Below are 18,333 nucleotides of genomic sequence, written 5' to 3' on the forward strand. Positions count from 1 at the left end.
GAGACGGGCCAGGGCGGACCGATCGGTCCGCCCTGGCCAGGTACGACAGCGTGTCACGCCTCGGCGACCGCCTTCTCGACGGTCAGGAGCAGGTTGGGCGCCTCCGCCGCCGGCAGGCCACCGCCCTGGGCCAGGTCGGGGCTGCCCCCGCCCCGGCCGGAGAAGGCCACCTTGACCAGGTCGGCCGCCGACAGGCCACGGCTGCGGGCGGCGGGGTTGACCGCCACCACCAGCGACGCCTTGCCGTTGGCCCGGGCGGCCACCGCGACCACCGCCGGCCGCGCCGGGTCGATCTTGCCGCGGATCTCCTGGGCGAGCGTCCGCACGTCGTTGCCGGCCGCGCCCTCCGGGGCCTCGGTCCCGACGTACGCGACACCGCGCACGTCCTTCGCCTGCGCCGCGAGCGCCGCCGCCCCGCCGAGCACCAGCTGGGCCCGGAGCTTCTCCAGCTCCTTCTCCGCGTCCCGCAGCTGGGTGACCGTCTGCTCGACCCGGTCCGCGACCTGCTCGCTGGGCACCCGGTACAGCTCGGCGAGCCGGGAGACCAGCAGGTGCTCACGGGCGAGGAAGTTGAACGCGTCCATCCCGACCAGCGCCTCGACCCGGCGGACGCCGGACCCGATGGACGACTCGGACAGGATCTTCACCAGGCCGAGCTGGCCGGAGCGGGCGACGTGGGTGCCGCCGCACAGCTCCCGGGCGTAGTCGCCGACCTCGACGACCCGGACCTGCTCGCCGTACTTCTCGCCGAACAGCGCCATCGCGCCGATGCGCCGCGCCTCCTCCAGCGAGGTGATGAACGCGTGCACCTCGAGATCCGCCAGGAGCACCTCGTTGACCTGCTGCTCGACGTCGCGCAGCACGCTCGGCGCCACCCCGGTCGGCGTGTTGAAGTCGAACCGCAGCCGGCCCGGCGCGTTCAGCGAACCGGCCTGGGTGGCCGACTCACCGAGGAAGTTGCGCATCGTCTGGTGCACCAGGTGGGTCGCGGTGTGCGACCGGGAGATCGCCCGGCGGCGGCTCGTGTCGATCTCGGCGAAGCCGGTCTCGCCGGCACGCACCTCACCCCGGACGACCCGGGCCCGGTGCACGATCAGACCGGGCACCGGCTGCTGCACGTCGAGGACCTCGACCTGCCCGCCGCCCACCGTGATCCGGCCGAGGTCGGGCTGCTGCCCGCCGCCCTCGGCGTAGAACGGGGTGGTGTCGAGCACCAGCTCGACCGTGTCGCCCTCGACCGCCGCCTGGCGGGGACCCTCGGCGCCGAGCACCGCCCGCACCGTCGACTCCCGCGCGACCTCGTGGTAGCCGGTGAACGTGACCGGCCCGCCCTCGTCGAGCACCGCCCGGTACGACGACAGGTCGGTGTGCCCCGTCTTGCGCGCCTGCGCGTCGGCCTTCGCCCGGGCCCGCTGGTCGGCCATCAGCCGGCGGAAGCCCTCGGCGTCCACCTCCAGGCCCTGCTCCGCCGCGATCTCCAGGGTGAGGTCGATCGGGAAGCCGTACGTGTCGTGCAGCTGGAACGCCTTCTCGCCGGTGATCGCCGTCCGGCCCGCGGTGCGGGTCTCGGTGATGGCGGTGTCCAGGATCGTGGTGCCGGCGCGCAGCGTGGACAGGAACGCGTCCTCCTCCGCGTACGCGTAGTCCGCGATCCGGTCGAAGTCGGTGGCCAGCTCGGGGTACGACGGCGCCATGCAGGCCCGGGCGACCGGCAGCAGCTCGGGCATCGCCCGCTCCTGCCAGCCGAGCAGCCGGACCGCGCGGATCGCGCGGCGCATGATGCGGCGCAGCACGTAGCCGCGCCCCTCGTTGCTCGGCGTCACGCCGTCGCCGATCAGCATCAGCGCGGTGCGGACGTGGTCGGCGACGACCCGCAGCCGCACGTCGTCCGGGTGCGACTCGCTGGCCACGTGCCCGGACTGCGCGCCGTACCGCTTGCCGGTCAGCTCGGCGGCCTTGTCCAGGATCGGCCGGACCTCGTCGATCTCGTACAGGTTGTCGACGCCCTGGAGGATGGACGCCATCCGCTCCAGGCCCATGCCGGTGTCGATGTTCTTCGCCGGCAGGTCACCGAGGATCGGGTAGTCCTCCTTGCCGGTGCCCGGACCCCGCTCGTACTGCATGAAGACGAGGTTCCAGAACTCCATGTAGCGGTCCTCGTCGACCGCCGGGCCGCCCTCGCGGCCGTACTCGGGCCCACGGTCGTAGAACAGCTCGGAGCACGGGCCGCACGGGCCCGGAATGCCCATCGACCAGAAGTTGTCCGCCTTGCCGCGGCGCACGATCCGCGCGGCCGGCACGCCGACCGACCGCCAGATCCCGAACGCCTCGTCGTCGTCCAGGTAGACGGTCGGCCAGATCCGCTCCGGGTCCAGCCCGAAGCCGCCGTCGGCGACCGACTTGGTCACCAGGTCCCAGGCGAACGGGATCGCCCCGTCCTTGAAGTAGTCCCCGAAGGAGAAGTTGCCGTTCATCTGGAAGAACGTGCCGTGCCGGCTGGTCTTGCCGACCTCGTCGATGTCCGGCGTCCGGATGCACTTCTGCACGCTGACCGCCCGCCGGTACGACGGGCTCTGCTGGCCGAGGAAGTACGGGACGAACTGCACCATGCCGGCGTTGACGAACAGCAGGTTCGGGTCGCTGATGGCGGGCAGCGGAGCGGACGGCACCACGGTGTGGCCATTCGCCTCGAAGTGCGCGAGGTACCGCCGCTTGATCTCCGCCGTCTTCATCGCTGGTGTTCCTCCGGGAAAATGTCTCGGTCGCCGATGCGCGGGTCCTCCCGCAGGTCGGCGAACTGGTCGTCGAACGCCTCGCCGCGGGCGAAGGCCTCGTGGATCTCCTGCTCCCGCTCGGCCATCCCGATCCGGACGTCCTCCACGAAGCTACGCAGCGACTCGACCAGGTTGCCAGCGGATTCCGACAGCCCGCTCGCGATCCCCGCCGGCGTGTACGCCTGCGCGGTCCGGGTGGCCTTGCGGACCACCACCACGCCGACGGCCAGCCCGATACCGAGCCAGAACAACCGCCTCATGCTCTCATCCTCCCGCTCGCCGCCGGCCCGGGTCAGCGGTTGCCGCGCCGGGCCGCCCGTCGCTGCTGCTTGATCGTGTCGCGAACCTCACGCTCGGCCTCGGCGTGCCGCCGCGCCGAGGCGGCCCGGCGGACGCCGTAGCCGAAGGCGGCGACCTTGACCAGCGGGTTGGCGGCGGCAGCGGAGACGACGGTGGCGAGGTTGGCGATGTTGGCGGTGACGTTCTGCGCGTGGCTGGTCATGGTGTCGACCTTCGCGAGCTGGAGGTTGACGCCGTCCAGCGAGGTCTGCACCTGCTCCAGCGCGGTGTTGACGTTCTTCACCGTGGAGTTGACGTCGCCGAGCAGCGGGGCGGTGCGGTCGTTGAGGTCGTTGATCATCCGGGTGGCGGCGTCCACGGTGTGCCGCAGCCGCAGGATGGGCAGCATCAGGATCAACACCAGCATCGCGAACGCGATCGCCGCGATCAGCGCCGCGACCTCTCCAAAGTCCACGCCTGTCCTCCTCAAGCCGAATCCGCGGCGCCGGGCGTCCCGGAACGCGCGACCGTCGTACCCACAGCCACGCCGCGCGCCCCCGAGACGGACCAACGGGAGCAGGCGGACCTGCCAGCCCCAGACCCTACCGTCCGTGATGGAAACCGGCTCAGGACGGTGAGGGTGTCAGTTCCCCGAGCGGGTCCTCGGACAGCGTCGGGAAGGGATCCTCACCGGTCAACGACGGGTCGGTGCTCGGCTGCGGCCGCGTACGGTCGTCGTCGATCGCGTTGCGGACCTTCATCGACACCAACGAGCCGGCGCACTCCTCCGCTGCGGCCGACGGGTCGGGCGAGGGAACGACCGCCGGTTCCCCGTCCACCGGCGGTGGCACGCAGGTCGGCTCCCGCACCCACAGGTCCAGCGTCAACTCGTCCCGACGCCAGCAGGTGTAGCTGCCCTTCGCCGGCTGCTCCGGGCAGGGAGTCACCTTCCACGGCCGCCAGCCGTCCCTGGTCAGGGCCGCCTCGTACGCCTGCGCGGTCTCCTCCGGTGACTTCTCGGACTCCACCGTGCGCTCCCGCAGCCGGCAGTCGAGCAGGCACCAGCGACTGCCGCTCACGTCGTCCACCGTCTTCACCGCGGCCCAGCTCGGCACGTCCAGCTCGTCGAGCGTGTCGAACGCCGGGTCGCGGCTCAGGGTCCGGAGCCCGAAGAAGAGCGGCACCGCCCCGAGCAGAACGATGCTGACCAGCGCGAGGACGGCCATCCGCAGCCGCCGCCGCTCGCGCATCTGCCGGCGCAGCTCCGACCGGGCGCCATCCGACCCGCTCGGGTTCTGTGTGTCGTCGTCGGGCGCGGTGGGCCGGTGCGGCGGCGGGCCGTCCGGCGGCGGCACCGCGGCCGCCGCGCCCACCGGCGGCGCGACGGCCGCGCGGGCGAGCGCCGGCTCGGCCGGCCGCACGGGCGACACACCCGACGGCTCCGGTCGACCGGGCTCCCGTTGGGGCGGCAGCGCCCGGCCGTACGAGCGGTCCTCCGGGCCGGGCCGGGGTCCGGCCGGTCGGGCCACTCCCGCCGGTGGCCGCGGGCCCCCGGACGTCGGCTCCGGCGGGCCGTCGTCGACCGGCGGCCGGACCGGGACGGGAGCGCCGCCCCGAGCGGCGGCCGGGGCGCCGGGACGGGCCACCCCGGGCGGCGTCGGACCGGCCGGCGCCGCGCCGGGGCGGACGGCACCGGGCGGGGCCGCCGCCCCCCGCGGGCCACCTGGTGCGGCCCCGGGACGGGCGATGCCGGGCGGGGTCGGGCCACCGGCGACCGACGGCGTCGGCGTACCAGGGCGGGGCGGGGTCGCGGCGCCCCGGACCGGTCCGGTGTCCGGGCGCGCGACGGCGGACGGCGGGCCGTCCGGTCGGGGCGGACGGGCTTCCCCACCCGGTCCGATGGGGCGGCGGTCACGTCCGGCACCGGAGGCGGCGGCGGACGGACGGGGGCGCTCGGCGGCGGGCCCGGCCGGTGGGTGCGGCCGGTCGGGCGTGCCCGGCCCGGACGTCGGACCGGCCGGCCGGGCGGCGCCACGTGCGGCGGCCGGACCGGCGGCGGCACCGTCGGCCGGGCGGGCGCGACCGGGCCGCGCGCGGCCGGTGTCGGCGCCGTCGCCGGGCGGCTCGAATCCGGAGCGGGTTCCGTCGGCGGGCCCACGGCCGGCGTCGGTGTTCGCGGCCCGGCGCCCGGCCGGCGGGCCACTCCGCGGGGCAACCGGCGAGCCGGGCGGGGTCGCCGGACGGTTGATGGTCCGCAGCGAGGGATCGGTGTGGTGCGGGGTACGTCCGGCCTGCCGGAGCCAGTCGGCCGGGCGCTCCGGCCGGCCGCGCCGGCCCTCCGTGGCCGGTCGGTCGTCGCCGTCGACGGCGGCGGCCCGACGGCCCGGTGTCTCGGTGCCCGCGGTCGGCGGGACGCCGGGCGCGGCGTCGTCCGGTGCCGCCCGCCGCCCGCGCGGCGCGGCGTCGGCGACCTCCGGCGCGGCCCGCCGCCCGCGCGGCGCGGCGTCGACGTCCTCCGGGGCGGCCCGCCGCCCGCGCGGCGGCGCGTCGGCACTCTCCGGCGCGGCCCGCCGGCCACCGGACGGCAGGCCGGGGGACGGCAGGCCGCCGGACGGCGCAGCGCTGTCCGGCGCGCCGCGGCGTCCCGGCGCGGGACGGGGCTCGCCGGCCTCGCCCGGTGCGTCAGGCAGTGGACCGTGGGCCGGTCCGGTCGGCTCCTCGGCGGCGGCCCGCCGGCCGGCCCGGCGCGGCGCGACGCCGGGCACCGGCGGCGCGTTGCCGCTGCGCGGCACGACCGGTTCGTCGGTGCCGGGGGCCGGGCGTCGGCCGGGGCCGGCCGCCGGCGGGCGGTGGGGTCCACCGCGGGCGGCCACGTCCGGCAGCTCGCCGGACACCTCGCCCGGCGGGCGGCCGAAGCCCGGGGCGACGTCCGCGGGCCCCCCGGGGTTCGCCGCGCCACGGCGGGTCGGACCGGGCCGGGGTTCGCCGGCCGGGGGCGGTGCGGCGGGGCCGGGCCGGGGCACCCGGGCCCGGGCCGCCGAACCGGTCAGGTCACCGGACCGGTACGGGTCGGCCGGGCCGGGCCGGGACTCGCCGTCACGGGCGGCCGGCGGCACCGCACCGGGCCGGGACACCCGGGCCGCCGAACCGGTCAGGTCACCGGACCGGTAGGGGTCGGCTCCGGCGCGACCGGCGTCCGGGCGGCGGGCTGCCGGCGGGCCCCCGGGCGCGGGGGCGTTCACATCGGCCGGAGCGGTGTGGGGGCCCGGCGGAACGCCTCGGGCACCCGCCGGGCCGGCCGCGTGCGGGCCGGGCGGTGCGGCGCGACCACCGGATCGCGCCGGATGCGGCGCCTGGGCGGGCGGGCCGGACTGAGCGTGCGGGCCGGGTACGTCGGCGGGCGCGGGCCGGCGCGGCCCGGACTGGGCGGGCGGGCCGGACTGGGCGCCGGCGGGTGCGCCGCGGCGCGGGCCGCCCGCCGGGGGCCCGGAGGGCGGTGGCGTGGGCTGTGACCGTGGCGCGGCGGCCGGGGTCCCCGGGCCGGAGACCGGTCGCGCCGGCCCGTCGGGGCCGCCCTGCGGCCACCCGCCTGCCCGGCGTGCCGCGGGGTCGGAACCGGCCGACGGGACGGGACGGGCACCCGGTGCGGGGAGGTCGCCTCGACGCGCGAGACCGGCCGGCTCGGCGGCGCCCGGCCCCGGAGCGGCACCGGGTCGCGGTTGCCCCGCCTCGCCACGGCGCGGCGGAGGCGTCGCGGCCGGACCGCGCGCGGCTCCGTCGGGGCCGGACGGGTCCGGCGGCGTCGCCGGGCCGGCCGGCCCGCCTCCGGGGCCGAGCTCCGTCCGCTGCGCCTTGGCCGTACGCAGGTCGTCGATCCAGCCGAACTCCTCGCCGCTGATCGGCTCCTCGGGCTCGGCCTCGGCCTTGCCCCGCCCCCAGCGCCGGCCCTTGGTACGCCGCTCGTCGGCGCCGTCCTCGGGTCGCTCCGCCCCACGCGACTTCACTGCTGACCCTCCTCGGCGGCTTCCGTGCCGCCCTCGTGCGCCCCACCGTCGACCGACCCCCCGGGTCGACGGCCGTTGCCCGTCGTGCCGCCGGCGGTCGCCACCACGGGCGGGCGCGCGGCCTGGGCCGGAAGCCCGCGGACGATCCGGCGCAGCAGCGGCAGCCGGTCGGCCACCGCGCGTTCGGAACCGTGCTGGCTGGGCCGGTAGTAGTCGGTGCCGACGAGGTCGTCGGGCACGTACTGCTGGGTGACCACGCCACGCTGGTCGTCGTGCGGGTAGCGGTAGCCGGCGCCGTGGCCGAGGCCCTTGGCGCCGGCGTAGTGCGCGTCGCGCAGCCCGCGCGGCACGGGCCCGCCCCGGCCGCTCCGGACGTCGGCGAGGGCCGCCCCGAGAGCGGTGGTCGCCGAGTTCGACTTGGGCGCGGTGGCCAGGTGGATCACCGCCTGGGCGAGGTTGAGCTGAGCCTCCGGCAGGCCCACGTACTCCACCGCGTGCGCGGCGGCGGTGGCCACGCCGAGCGCGCCCGGGTCCGCCATGCCGACGTCCTCGCTGGCGAAGATCACCAGACGCCGGGCGATGAACCGGGCGTCCTCACCGGCGACCAGCATCCGGGCCAGCCAGTGCAGTGCGGCGTCCACGTCGGAGCCGCGCATGCTCTTGATGAACGCGCTGGTCACGTCGTAGTGCGCGTCACCGGCCCGGTCGTAGCGCACGGCCGCGGTGTCCACCGCCTGCTCGGCGGTGCCGAGGTCGATGCGGTCGGCGCCGACGGCGGCGGCCGAGGCGGCGGCCGCCTCCAGCGCGGTCAGCGCCTTGCGGACGTCCCCGGCGGCGAGCCGGACGAGGTGGTCCTCGGCGTCGGGGTCGAGGGTCAACGCGCCGTGCAGGCCGCGCTCGTCGGCGACCGCCCGGCGGAGCAGGCCGCGTACCGCCGTGTCGTCGAGCGGCTGGAGGGTGAGCAGCACGCACCGCGACAGCAGCGGCGAGATGACCGAGAAGTACGGATTCTCGGTGGTCGCCGCCAGCAGCGTGACGGTCCGGTCCTCGACCGCGGCGAGCAGCGAATCCTGCTGGGTCTTGCTGAACCGGTGCACCTCGTCGATGAAGAGCACGGTCTGCGGGCCGCCGGCGCGACGCTGCCGGCGGGCGGCCTCGATGACGGCGCGGACGTCCTTGACCCCGGCGTTCAGGGCCGACATGGCGACGAAGCGGCGGTCGGTGGCGCGGGCCACGAGGTGCGCGATCGTGGTCTTGCCGCTGCCCGGCGGCCCCCAGAGGATGACCGACATCGGGGCGGCGCCGGAGACGAGCTGCCGCAGCGGGGCGCCGGGCGCGAGGAGGTGGTCCTGACCGACCAGCTCGTCCAGGCTGGCCGGGCGCATCCGGACGGCCAGGGGCGAATCCTCCCCGACCGGAGTGAAGCCGTCCACGCCGGTCGGGCCCCCCGGCGCGGCGGGCGCGGCGGCGGGGCCTCCGAGGGAGAAGAGGGCGTCGGACTCCATCACGGGAACAGTACCGGGCCCGGCCGGTGACGCCGGAATCAGCGCCGCCGACCGGGCCCTCACTGATCGGTTACGGTCAGCCCCGACCGGGCCGCCGGCCCCGGTACCAGCGACCGCCGCCGCCGCCCGGCCCACGGCCGACCCCAGCCAGGTACAGGGAGAGCAGCAGCAGCCCGATGAGTACGAGGGTGTTCCAGTTGAACAGGTCCGGCGCGCCGAAGTTGGTGTCCATCAGGTCGAGGAGCAGGGCGAACCCGAAAACGATCGCCGCGAGAATGGCGAGCATGGCGTTCCTCCGGTGAGGGGGGTCCCAGTAGGTCGGCCGGGATGTACCCAATCGGTCCGTCCGTCAATCTCCACCCTGGATCGGCGCCGCGTCGCCCGGGCCGGCCCCCGCCACCCTCCCCACCTCGCGTGAAAGGAGGGGCCCCTTCTTAACGCCTGCGGTAGTGGAAGGGCCCCTTTTTAACGTGTGGACGCGGGCGCGTCCGGCGCCGGCGCGACGTCGAGCGGGACGTCCGACCGTGACCTGTCGCGCCGCGCCGCCTGCCAGGCGGGAACGTAGAACGCCGCGGCGAGGGCCAGCGCCATCGCGCCGGCCAGCATCGCGGTGGTCACGCCGGCCCGGTCGGCCACGAAGCCGAGCACCACCCCGCCGAGCGCCGCAGCGGGCATCCCCATCATCGAGGTCAGCGAGATCACGCTGGTTCGGTTCGGCCCGTCGACCTGACGATGGACGAGCCCCTTGTACACCGGGTTGGCCGCGCCGTGCACGGCGTAACAGGCGAAGTAGGCGAGCAGCACCCCGACCGGACCGCCCAACAGGCCCATGCCGACCACCGTGGCACCCTGCACGACGTGCAGCAGCATGGCGGTGGGCGCCGCGCCGAGCCGGCGGGTGAGCAGCGGGACGAGCGCGGCGCCGGCAGCCGAGGCGAGCCAGGCGACCGTACTGCCCGGGCCGAGCAGAGCCGCCGCACGGTCCGGGTCACCGACGACGTCGGCGAGGCGGACCGGCAGCAGGTTCTCGAAGGTCACCATGCCGAAGCCCCAGAACAGTTCGACCACCACCAGGGCGGCGAGCACCCGCGAGCGGCGCAGCAGCCCGAACGCCTGGCCGACCATCGGCCCGGCGATCGCGAGTGAGGACCGCAGCGCCGCGGCGCCGGCGGTGGGCCGACGCTCGTCCAGCAACGCGAGCAGCGCCACCAGCGACACCACCTGGAGCGCCAGGGCCGCCACGACCGGTACGGTGAGGGCGCTGACCGGCCCGAGCGGCCCGAGCGCGATCAGTCCGCCGCTGACCAGCGCGCCCGCGGCGATGCTGAGGCCGAGCACCGTCCCACCCTGGCTGAGCCCCTTCTCGTACGAGGCGTCCGGGTCGGCGGCGAGGGTGCTGTCGACGTACCAGGATTCGAGGGGGCCGCTGTCCAGGGCGCGGTAGACGCCCTGCAACGCCCAGACCGCGACCAGCAGCGCGAAGGTGTCCGCCACCACCAGCAGACCGGTGGAGAGCAGGTTGACCAGCGCGGCGACCACCAGCAGCGGCCGCCGGCCGAGCGCGTCGGCGAGGCCGCCGGTGGGGAGTTCGAGGGCGAGGACGAGCAGGCCCTGAGCGGCGGCGACGACGCCGATCTGAGTCAGCGACAGGCCGCGCTCCTGCATCAGGAGGATCGTCACCGGGATCAGCAACCCGACCGGCAGCCAGCGCAGGCCGTGCAGGACGAGGTAACGGGCGCGGACCTGACGGACCGACAGCCCTGTCATCACTTCCCCTTCAGCAGCGGGTAGGCGGCGAGGAAGACCTGGATCTGCTCGGCACCCGGCTCGGCCGGGTCCGCCTCCTCGCGGTAGCGCTCCAGGACCTGCCACAGCTCCGCCTCGAGGGCGTGGAGCCGGGCGGCCGGGATGGTCAGGAAGATGTCGCCCATGCCGAAGGCGTCCCGCCAGGCCGGCGACCACTGGTCCTGCACCGCGAACCACCGGTCGGCGTGCTCGGCGAGCAGGCGGACCTGGTTGGCCTGGATCCAGTCGACGGCGGCCCGGGCGTCCGGGTCGTCGTCGAAGTCGGTGGGCTCCCAGTTGGTGACGTCGTGCGCGGCACGCCACCAGCGCTGCCGGCCGGTGCCCCGGTCGGGATCCTCCACGACCAGCCCCACTTCGGCGAGCTGGCGCAGGTGGTAGCTGGTGGCGCCGGTGTTGGTGCCGAGCAGCTCGGCCAGCGTGGTGGCGGTGGCCGGGCCCTGCACCCGCAGCGCCCCGAGCAGCCGGATCCGCAACGGATGCGCCAGCACCCGGACCTGACGGTGGTCGATCCGCACCGCGCGCGGTGCCGGTCGCGCGCCCTCACTCTCAGCCATACCTGCACAATAGTTGTGCACACTTTCTATGCACAAGAGTTGTGCATAGAAAGTGTGCGCAGGGCCCGGGGCCGGGCGGGTCGAAGCTCAGGCGATCAGAAGTTCGGTGACGCCGCGCAGGCGGGTGCGGAGCAGGCCGGCCGCCCGGGACGAGTCGAGGCGTACCTCGGCGGGGCGGTGCAGCCCCAACTGGGCGCTCGTGGTGGTCTTCAGGCCGGCCGGGTCCAGACCGGACGACGCGGCGACCAGCAGCCCCAGCTCGGCGCGGCTCACCGCGTCCGGGCCGGCCACGTTCAATGGGCCGGCGACATCGGAGTCGACCAGTTCCAGGACGGCGGCGGCCAGGTCGGTCACGTCGACCGGGCAGCGCAGTTCGCCGGTGAACAGGGCCGCCCGCCCGGCGAGGGCGTCCCGGCAGAGCTGGATCTGCTTGCTCCCCTCCCCCACGATCAGCGAGGTCCGGACCAGCACGGCGCCGGGGTCGATCGCGCGTACGGCGGTCTCGGCCGCCGCCTTCGCCGCACCGTACGGGAAGATCGGGGTGGGCGCCTCGTCGTCGAGGTACGGCGTCGGCCGTCCGGCGTGCACGGCGTCGCTGGACAGGTGCACCAGCCGCGCCCCGACCTCGGCGGCGGCGTACGCGACGTGGGCCGCCCCGTCGGCGGTGACCGCCCAGTCGTCGTACCGGTAGGGGGTGGCGACGACCGCGTCGGGGCGTACCTCGGCAAGGAGCGCCCGCACGGCGGACCGGTCCGTGACGTCCATCCGGCGCACCCGGACACCCGGCACCGCGACCGCGCTGCCGAAGTACGTCCCCACCACGCGCCGACCGGCCGCCACCACCTGCCGGCACACCTCGCGACCGAGGAACCCGCTGGCCCCCACCACGAGCAGCGTCATCCCGCCCCACCCCCGACTCTGTCGATCATGAGGTTGACGGGTGCGACACGCCGTGTCGCCACCCGTCAACCTCATGATCGACGCGGGCTGGAGCCGGGTGGGGCCGTCAGGTGGGGTCGGCTACCGGGGCGGCTGGGCCGGCGGTGCCGGTGTGGGCCGTCGCCGGCGGCTTGGGCTTGGCGTCGATGCCGGCCTCCAGGCGCTGCTGGGCGGTGATCGGGGTGGGGGCGCCGGTCAGCGGGTCGAAGCCGCCGCGCGTCTTCGGGAAGGCGATGACCTCCCGGATCGAGTCGGCGCCGGAGAGCAGCATGCAGACCCGGTCCCAGCCGAACGCGATGCCGCCGTGCGGGGGCGGGCCGTACTTGAACGCCTCCAGCAGGAAGCCGAACTTGTCCTGCGCCTCGTCGGGCGTGATGCCGAGCAGGTCGAAGACGCGCCGCTGCACGTCGCCACGGTGGATACGGATCGAGCCGCCGCCGATCTCGTTGCCGTTGCAGACGATGTCGTACGCGTACGCCAGGGCCCGGTCCGGCGCCTCCTCGAAGCGGTCCACCCACTCCGCGTTCGGCGACGTGAAGGGGTGGTGCACGGCCGTCCAGCCTCCCTCGTCGGTGCGTTCGAACATCGGCGCGTCGACCACCCAGCAGAACGCCCAGGCGCTCTCGTCGACCAGGTTGGCCCGCTTGGCGATCTCGATCCGGGCGGCGCCGAGCAGTTCCTGCGCCTCCCGGATGTTGGCGCCGGCGGCGAAGAAGATCGCGTCGCCGGGCTTGGCGCCGACCGCGTCGGCCAGGCCGGCCAGGTGCTCCTCGGAGAGGTTCTTCGCCACCGGGCCGCGGGCCTCGCCGGTCTCGGCGTCGAGCACCACGTACGCGAGGCCCTTCGCGCCGCGCGCCTTGGCCCAGTCCTGCCAGCCGTCCAACTCCTTGCGGGACTGGCTCGCGCCGCCCGGCATGACGACCGCGCCGACGTAGCCGCCCGCGTCGATCGCGCCGGCGAAGACCCGGAACTGCGTGCCGCGCAGGTAGTCGGTCAGCTCGGTCAGCTCGACGCCGTAGCGCAGGTCCGGCTTGTCGGAGCCGTACCGGGCCATCGCGTCGTGCCAGGTGATCCGCGGGATCGGCCGGGCGATCTCGTGGCCGGCCAGGTCCTTCCACAGCGCGCCGACGATCGCCTCGCCGAGGTCGATCACGTCGTCCTCGGTGACGAACGACATCTCGATGTCGAGCTGGGTGAACTCCGGCTGCCGGTCGGCGCGGAAGTCCTCGTCGCGGTAGCAGCGGGCGATCTGGTAGTACCGCTCCATGCCGCCGACCATGAGCAGCTGCTTGAACAGCTGCGGCGACTGGGGCAGCGCGTACCAGGTGCCCGGCTGGAGCCGCACCGGAACCAGGAAGTCGCGGGCGCCCTCGGGGGTCGAGCGGGTGAGCGTCGGGGTCTCGATCTCCAGGAAGTCCCGCTCGTGCAGCACGGTCCGGGCGAGCTGGTTCGCCCGCGAGCGCAGCCGCATGGCCTTCGCCGGGCCGCTGCGGCGCAGGTCCAGGTAGCGGTAGCGGAGGCGGACGTCGTCACCTGCCTCCACCTGGTCGTCGACCGGCAGCGGCAGCGGAGCCGCCTCGGACAGCACCTCCAGCTCGACGGCCGTCACCTCGACCTCGCCGGTCGCGAGGTCCGGGTTCTCGTTGCCCTCGGGGCGGCGGGTCACCTCGCCGGTGACCTTGACGCAGAACTCGTTGCGCAGCGCGTGCGCGTCCTCCTCGCGGAAGACGACCTGCACCACGCCGGAGCCGTCCCGCAGGTCGACGAAGATGACACCGCCGTGGTCGCGCCGGCGGGCCACCCAGCCGGCGAGCGTCACCGTGGTGCCGGCGTCCGTCGCGCGCAGGCTGCCGGCGTCATGGGTACGGATCACGACGTGCGTCTCCCTCGTCTGCGGAATGTCTCTGCCCCGGCATTCTGTCAGGGCTGCCGGCGCCACGTTCCACGGGTGTAAGGAAGGGCCCCTTCTTAACGTGCGGGTGTCAAGAAGGGGCCCTTCCTTACATGCGGGCGGACCGCCACGTGCGGGCGGGCCGCCGGAGGAGGAGTCCGGCGGCCCGCTCGGGACGGATCGGTCAGTAGACGCTGACGCCGTAGCGGCTCAGCACCTCGGTGACCGGCTGGAAGTAGGTGGTGCCGCCGGTGCTGCAGTTGCCGCTGCCGCCCGAGGTCAGGCCGAGGGCGGTGGAGCCGCTGAACAGCGAGCCGCCGCTGTCACCGGGCTGGGCGCAGATGTTGGTGCGGATCAGGCCGGAGACGGAGCCCTCGGCGTAGTTCACCGTCGCGTTGAGCGCGGTGACCGAGCCGCTGCGCAGGCCGGTGGTGCTGCCGGAGCGCTGCGCGGACTGGCCGACGTACGCGTTGGCGGCGCCGGTGATGTCCCGGTAGCTGCCGTTCCACAGGTAGACGTTGCCCGGCTGCGTGGTGGTCTGGTTGCTGTACCGGACGATGCCGTAGTCGTTGCCCGGGAAGCTGGAGCCGGCCCGGGTGCCCAGCAGCGAGGTCTGGGCCGAGTTCGAGTACCAGTTCGACGAGATGTTCGTGCAGTGGCCGGCGGTGATGAAGTACTTCACGCCGCTGCTGCTGCGCACGTTGAAGCCGAGCGAGCAGCGCCCGCCGCCGCCGGCGTAGATGGCCTGGCCGCCGGAGATCCGGGTGCTCAGCACGCCGGCCTCGGCCTCGATGCGCACCGCGCCGTTGGTCCGCGCCGCGGCGGCCTTCACCCGCTCCAGCTTGGCGCCGGTCACGGTGCTGTCGACGGAGACGACGACCTGGTTGGTGGCCGGGTCGACCCACCAGGCGGTGCCCGGGATCTTGGCGGTGCGCTCCAGTTCGGCGGTGGCGCGGTTCAGCTCGGCGGCGCCGCGCGTGACGATCTTCGGGGTGGCGCCGGCGGCGGCGACCTGGCGGGCGGCGACGGCATCGGTCACGGCGACGACCATCTTGCCGTTGGCGCCGGCGTAGGTACCGGCAGCGCGGTCACCGAGCCGCTCGGCGAGGGTGGCGGCGGCGTCCGGTGAGGCGGCGGCGGGGGCGGCCTGGGCCGGGGCTCCCATCAGGGCTCCGGCGACCAGGGTTCCGGCCGCGACGAGGGTGGCGGCGCGGCGGAACGTGGACCTCGTGGGTCGCATGTAACAACCTCCGTGAACGGGGGGGGACGGCCCACGCCAGGGCAGCGGGACCGCGGGGGTCAACCCGGCTAGCTGCGGGAACCGGCCGAGCTGAGGGAAGTATTCACATATTTAAGATCATAGGCAAGGCCTCCGTTTGCCCGAATTCACCCAACGGCCACATGTAACGGCCCGGCAACATTGTGGACACAGACCGTTATCTATACGCTCCGGTAACCGCGTATCCCGGCACCCGCGACCCGGAGGCCCCCATGACCGTCATCCGTCGCGCGCTGGCCGCCCTCGCCGGCGTCATCGCCCTCGTCCTGCTCGCCGCCACCCCCGCCGTCGCCGACGCTGGCCCGCCACCGAACTCGATGGCGAGTCTCGGCGACTCCATCACCCGCGGCTTCAACGCCTGCGGGTGGTACGTCGACTGCACCTCCCGCTCATTCAGCACCGGGGACTACTCCACGGTGAACAGTCACTACCTGCGCATCCGCGCGGTCAACCCGAACATCAACGGTCGCAACCACAACGACGCCCGGTCGGGAGCGAAGTCCGCCGACATGTACGGCCAGGCCGGCACCGCGGTCAGCCAGGGCGTCGGGTACGTCACGATGCTGATCGGCGCGAACGACGCCTGCACCAGCTCGGAGTCGACGATGACCTCGGTGACCACCTTCCGGGCGAACATCGACTCCGCGCTCAACCGGCTCAAGGCGGGTCTGCCCAACGCCAAGGTCTTCCTCATCAGCGTCCCGGACATCCACCGGCTCTGGTTCGTCGGCAAGGGCAGCGGCAGCGCCCGCAGCGCCTGGTCGCTCTTCGGCATCTGCCAGTCCATGCTGGCCAACCCCACCTCCACCGCCCAGGCCGACGTCGACCGGCGCAACCGGGTCCGGCAACGGGTGATCGACTTCAACGCCCAGCTCGCGGCGGCCTGCGCGGCGTACGGCGCGAACTGCCTCTTCGACAACAACGCCGTCTTCGGCTACCCCTTCACCCTGAGCCAGCTCTCCGGCTGGGACTACTTCCACCCGAACACCAGCGGGCAGCAGGTGCTGGCGAGCGTGTCGTACGCCGCCGGCTTCCGCTGGTAGGCGAGCCCGTGACCGGCGCGCGGCGCTCCGGCGTCCGCGCGCCCGGCCTCCCCGCAGCGGCACCAGGCGCCGCCGACCGGGTCAGCCGGCCCGGCGGCGCGCCCCTGGGCCCGGCCGGGGCACCACGTCACGGGGCTCGTCGATCTGGTGGCCCCGCTCGCAGCGCAGGACGACACCCACCTCGCCGCCGCAGTCACGGTGGTCGACGCGCAGCGGGGGACCCTCCGGGTCGGCGAGGTACCGGTCGCCCCACCCGAGCACGGCGACCAGCACCGGCCACAGGTCGAGGCCCTTGGGGGTCAGCCGGTACTCGTGACGCACCCGGCTGCCGGGCTCCCGGTACGGCTCGCGGCGCAGCACGCCATGCGCGACCAGCATGGCGAGGCGGTTGGTGAGCACCTGGCGGGGGACGCCGGTGCGGACCCGCATGTCGTCGAAGCGGCGGACGCCGTTGAACACCTCACGCAGCACCACGAGGGTCCACTTCTCGCCGAGGACCTCCATCGCGCGGGCGATCGTGCAGTTCTCGATCGACCAGTCCAGTGCCGCGGGTCTCATACCCGCCAGGCTAGGTCTGATTGACAGACTCAGCAAACGGCTGCGAGGCTGAGTCCATGACACAGACGCAGGACCGCAGCCGTACGTTCTCCTGGTCCGACCCGGGCATCAACGCCGCTCAGCTCGGTCGGCGCAGCGGCCTCGACCTGCTGCGGGCGATGATCGCGGGCGAGCTGGCCGCCCCGCCGATCATGCACCTGGTCGACATGGCGCGGATGGAGGCCGAGGAGGGCTGGGTCGCCGTCGAGCTGGTGCCGCAGGAGTTCCACTACAACCCGCTCGGCACCGTCCACGGTGGCGTCATCTCCACGCTGCTGGACACGGCCGCGGGCTGCGCCGTGCACACCACCCTGCCGGCGGGAGTGGGCTACACCTCACTCGACCTGAACGTGAAGTTCCTCCGCCCGGTCACCGTCGACTCCGGCACCCTGCGCTGCGAGGGCACCGTCCTCCAGCGGGGCCGCCGGACGGCCCTGGCCGAAGCCCGCCTCACGGACACCAGGGGCCGGCTGATCGCCCACGCCACGTCCACCTGCCTCCTGTTCCCCGTGGACGCCCCCACCCGGGCCTGATCCCCCGCCGCCCCTCCTCCCGCACCGGCAGGAAGTCCCGGGGAGGGGCCCCGGAACTCCCCGGGCGCGCGCCGTCGCTTCCGAGAGCCGGCGACGGTCGCGCCCGGGGCCGCGTCAGCAGGCCCGAGGTCAGCAGGCCGAGGGGGTCAGCGGAGCGCGCTCCGGCGGGCGCGGCGGGCGTCGCGCTTCTCCTCGAAGCGGGACGCGGCACGCTCCAGATCGTCCAGGTGGGTGGCGATCTGCTCGCGGGCGGCCTCACCGTCGCCGTTCAGACCGGTGACCTTGAAGATGTCCCACTGCCGCAGCACCGGGACCACCACCTCGTCGCGGTGCTGCCGCAGGTCGTAAATGCCGGCCAGGGCGATCGCCACCGACTTACGGGCGAAGCCGTCGATGCCGTTGCCCGGCATCTGGAAGTCAGCCAGCACGTCGGCCACGGCGCGCATCGCCTGACTCGGGGCCAACTCCAGGGCCGCGCCGAGTAGGTTGCGGTAGAACACCATGTGCAGGTTCTCGTCGGCGGCGATCCGGGCGAGCAGCGCCTCGCACCGCGGGTCGCCGGTGGCCCTGCCCGTGTTGCGGTGGGAGATCCGCGTGGCGAGTTCCTGGAAGGACACGTACGCGAGCGAGTGCAGCATCTCCTCGTCGTGGGCGTTGTGGAACCCGTTCGACATGTGCGTCATCCGGGCCCGCTCCAGGGCCACCGGGTCGACGGCACGGGTCACCGTCAGGTAGTCCCGGATCGCCGTGCCGTGCCGCCCCTCCTCGGCGGTCCACCGGTGCACCCACGTCCCCCACGCGCCGTCCCGGCCGAAGAGCGTGGCGATCTGGTGGTGGTACGAGGGCAGGTTGTCCTCGGTGAGCAGGTTGACGATCAGCGCGGTGCGCGCCACCTCGGGGATGGTGGAGTCCTCCGGGGACCACGCCTCCCCACCCATCGGCCCGTCGAAGTCGCGTCCCTCGCTCCACGGCACGTACTCGTGCGGGAACCACTCCTTGGCCAGCGACAGGTGCCGGTCGAGGTTCTTCTCGACCACGGCCTCGAGTTCGTGCAGGAGGGCGGTCTGGCTGAGCACGGTCACGGCGATCTCCCTACGGTGGCGTAACTTACGTTACCGTAGGTGCGATC

15 protein-coding genes are annotated in these 18,333 nt (G+C 74.5%); 2 read left to right on the forward strand and 13 right to left on the reverse strand.

Annotated features, from left to right (window positions below; translation table 11 throughout):
• Positions 1–53: 53 nt before the first annotated feature.
• From alaS to ACN26Y_RS25930, 11 genes are all read right to left on the reverse strand, one after another.
• Positions 54–2,732, reverse strand: coding sequence for an alanine--tRNA ligase (gene alaS / locus ACN26Y_RS25880; RefSeq protein ID WP_155332759.1), 2,679 nt, complete (start codon positions 2,730–2,732; stop codon positions 54–56).
• On the reverse strand, positions 2,729–3,034 hold the full coding sequence (locus ACN26Y_RS25885) for a hypothetical protein (protein ID WP_155332760.1): 306 nt from the start codon (positions 3,032–3,034) through the stop codon (positions 2,729–2,731). The genes alaS and ACN26Y_RS25885 overlap by 4 nt, the downstream gene beginning before the upstream one ends.
• Before the next feature lie 32 nt (positions 3,035–3,066).
• Positions 3,067–3,528 carry a DUF948 domain-containing protein gene (locus tag ACN26Y_RS25890; RefSeq protein WP_155332761.1) on the reverse strand — a complete coding sequence of 154 codons (462 nt, stop codon included), beginning with the start codon at positions 3,526–3,528 and terminating at the stop codon, positions 3,067–3,069.
• 151 nt (positions 3,529–3,679) lie between these two features.
• Entirely contained in the window at positions 3,680–4,303 is a 624-nt protein-coding gene (locus ACN26Y_RS25895; RefSeq protein WP_155334299.1) for a hypothetical protein, read from the reverse strand.
• A 2,750-nt stretch (positions 4,304–7,053) separates the two neighbouring features.
• A complete protein-coding gene (locus ACN26Y_RS25900) occupies positions 7,054–8,562 on the reverse strand; it encodes a replication-associated recombination protein A (protein ID WP_155332762.1) in 1,509 nt (502 codons plus the stop codon).
• Positions 8,563–8,638: 76 nt separating this feature from the next.
• A complete protein-coding gene (locus ACN26Y_RS25905) occupies positions 8,639–8,848 on the reverse strand; it encodes a hypothetical protein (protein ID WP_155332763.1) in 210 nt (69 codons plus the stop codon).
• A 179-nt stretch (positions 8,849–9,027) separates the two neighbouring features.
• Positions 9,028–10,329, reverse strand: coding sequence for an MFS transporter (locus ACN26Y_RS25910; protein WP_155332764.1), 1,302 nt, complete (start codon positions 10,327–10,329; stop codon positions 9,028–9,030).
• On the reverse strand, positions 10,329–10,922 hold the full coding sequence (locus tag ACN26Y_RS25915) for an ArsR/SmtB family transcription factor (RefSeq protein ID WP_155332765.1): 594 nt from the start codon (positions 10,920–10,922) through the stop codon (positions 10,329–10,331). Before ACN26Y_RS25915 ends, ACN26Y_RS25910 begins: the two co-directional genes overlap by 1 nt.
• 87 nt (positions 10,923–11,009) lie before the next feature.
• Positions 11,010–11,822: an SDR family oxidoreductase gene (locus ACN26Y_RS25920; protein ID WP_155332766.1), complete on the reverse strand. Its 813-nt coding sequence runs from the start codon at positions 11,820–11,822 to the stop codon at positions 11,010–11,012.
• A gap of 106 nt (positions 11,823–11,928) precedes the next feature.
• A complete protein-coding gene (aspS, locus tag ACN26Y_RS25925) occupies positions 11,929–13,734 on the reverse strand; it encodes an aspartate--tRNA ligase (RefSeq protein ID WP_155332767.1) in 1,806 nt (601 codons plus the stop codon).
• 202 nt (positions 13,735–13,936) lie between these two features.
• Positions 13,937–14,992, reverse strand: a complete 1,056-nt coding sequence (locus tag ACN26Y_RS25930) for a S1 family peptidase (RefSeq protein ID WP_155332768.1) — start codon at positions 14,990–14,992, stop codon at positions 13,937–13,939.
• A 251-nt stretch (positions 14,993–15,243) separates the two neighbouring features.
• On the opposite strand from ACN26Y_RS25930, the gene ACN26Y_RS25935 reads away from it, so the two are divergent.
• Entirely contained in the window at positions 15,244–16,074 is an 831-nt protein-coding gene (locus ACN26Y_RS25935; protein ID WP_155332769.1) for an SGNH/GDSL hydrolase family protein, read from the forward strand.
• Positions 16,075–16,155: 81 nt separating this feature from the next.
• On the opposite strand, the gene ACN26Y_RS25940 is transcribed toward ACN26Y_RS25935, so the two are convergent.
• Positions 16,156–16,632 carry a winged helix-turn-helix transcriptional regulator gene (locus ACN26Y_RS25940; RefSeq protein ID WP_155332770.1) on the reverse strand — a complete coding sequence of 159 codons (477 nt, stop codon included), beginning with the start codon at positions 16,630–16,632 and terminating at the stop codon, positions 16,156–16,158.
• A 56-nt stretch (positions 16,633–16,688) separates the two neighbouring features.
• Here ACN26Y_RS25940 and ACN26Y_RS25945 point away from each other — a divergent pair, with 56 nt between their 5' ends.
• Positions 16,689–17,204: a PaaI family thioesterase gene (locus ACN26Y_RS25945; protein WP_422733663.1), complete on the forward strand. Its 516-nt coding sequence runs from the start codon at positions 16,689–16,691 to the stop codon at positions 17,202–17,204.
• Between the two features lie 146 nt (positions 17,205–17,350).
• Here ACN26Y_RS25945 and ACN26Y_RS25950 read toward each other — a convergent pair whose 3' ends face one another.
• On the reverse strand, positions 17,351–18,286 hold the full coding sequence (locus ACN26Y_RS25950) for an acyl-ACP desaturase (RefSeq protein ID WP_155332772.1): 936 nt from the start codon (positions 18,284–18,286) through the stop codon (positions 17,351–17,353).
• Positions 18,287–18,333: the final 47 nt, after the last annotated feature.

Source organism: Micromonospora sp. WMMD558, assembly GCF_049315255.1.
In the GTDB taxonomy this organism is placed as follows: domain Bacteria; phylum Actinomycetota; class Actinomycetes; order Mycobacteriales; family Micromonosporaceae; genus Micromonospora.

Bases quoted from the DNA above. Each gene is read 5' to 3' on its own strand.
- ACN26Y_RS25905 (WP_155332763.1), bottom strand. From the start codon at position 8,848: ATGCTCGCCATTCTCGCGGCGATCGTTTTCGGGTTCGCCCTGCTCCTC.
- ACN26Y_RS25920 (WP_155332766.1), bottom strand. From the start codon at position 11,822: ATGACGCTGCTCGTGGTGGGGGCCAGCGGGTTCCTCGGTCGCGAGGTG.
- ACN26Y_RS25895 (WP_155334299.1), bottom strand. From the start codon at position 4,303: ATGCGCGAGCGGCGGCGGCTGCGGATGGCCGTCCTCGCGCTGGTCAGC.
- ACN26Y_RS25940 (WP_155332770.1), bottom strand. From the start codon at position 16,632: ATGAGACCCGCGGCACTGGACTGGTCGATCGAGAACTGCACGATCGCC.
- ACN26Y_RS25910 (WP_155332764.1), bottom strand. From the start codon at position 10,329: ATGACAGGGCTGTCGGTCCGTCAGGTCCGCGCCCGTTACCTCGTCCTG.
- ACN26Y_RS25885 (WP_155332760.1), bottom strand. From the start codon at position 3,034: ATGAGGCGGTTGTTCTGGCTCGGTATCGGGCTGGCCGTCGGCGTGGTG.
- ACN26Y_RS25930 (WP_155332768.1), bottom strand. From the start codon at position 14,992: ATGCGACCCACGAGGTCCACGTTCCGCCGCGCCGCCACCCTCGTCGCG.
- ACN26Y_RS25935 (WP_155332769.1), top strand. From the start codon at position 15,244: ATGACCGTCATCCGTCGCGCGCTGGCCGCCCTCGCCGGCGTCATCGCC.
- ACN26Y_RS25945 (WP_422733663.1), top strand. From the start codon at position 16,689: ATGACACAGACGCAGGACCGCAGCCGTACGTTCTCCTGGTCCGACCCG.
- ACN26Y_RS25900 (WP_155332762.1), bottom strand. From the start codon at position 8,562: ATGGAGTCCGACGCCCTCTTCTCCCTCGGAGGCCCCGCCGCCGCGCCC.
- ACN26Y_RS25915 (WP_155332765.1), bottom strand. From the start codon at position 10,922: ATGGCTGAGAGTGAGGGCGCGCGACCGGCACCGCGCGCGGTGCGGATC.
- alaS (WP_155332759.1), bottom strand. From the start codon at position 2,732: ATGAAGACGGCGGAGATCAAGCGGCGGTACCTCGCGCACTTCGAGGCG.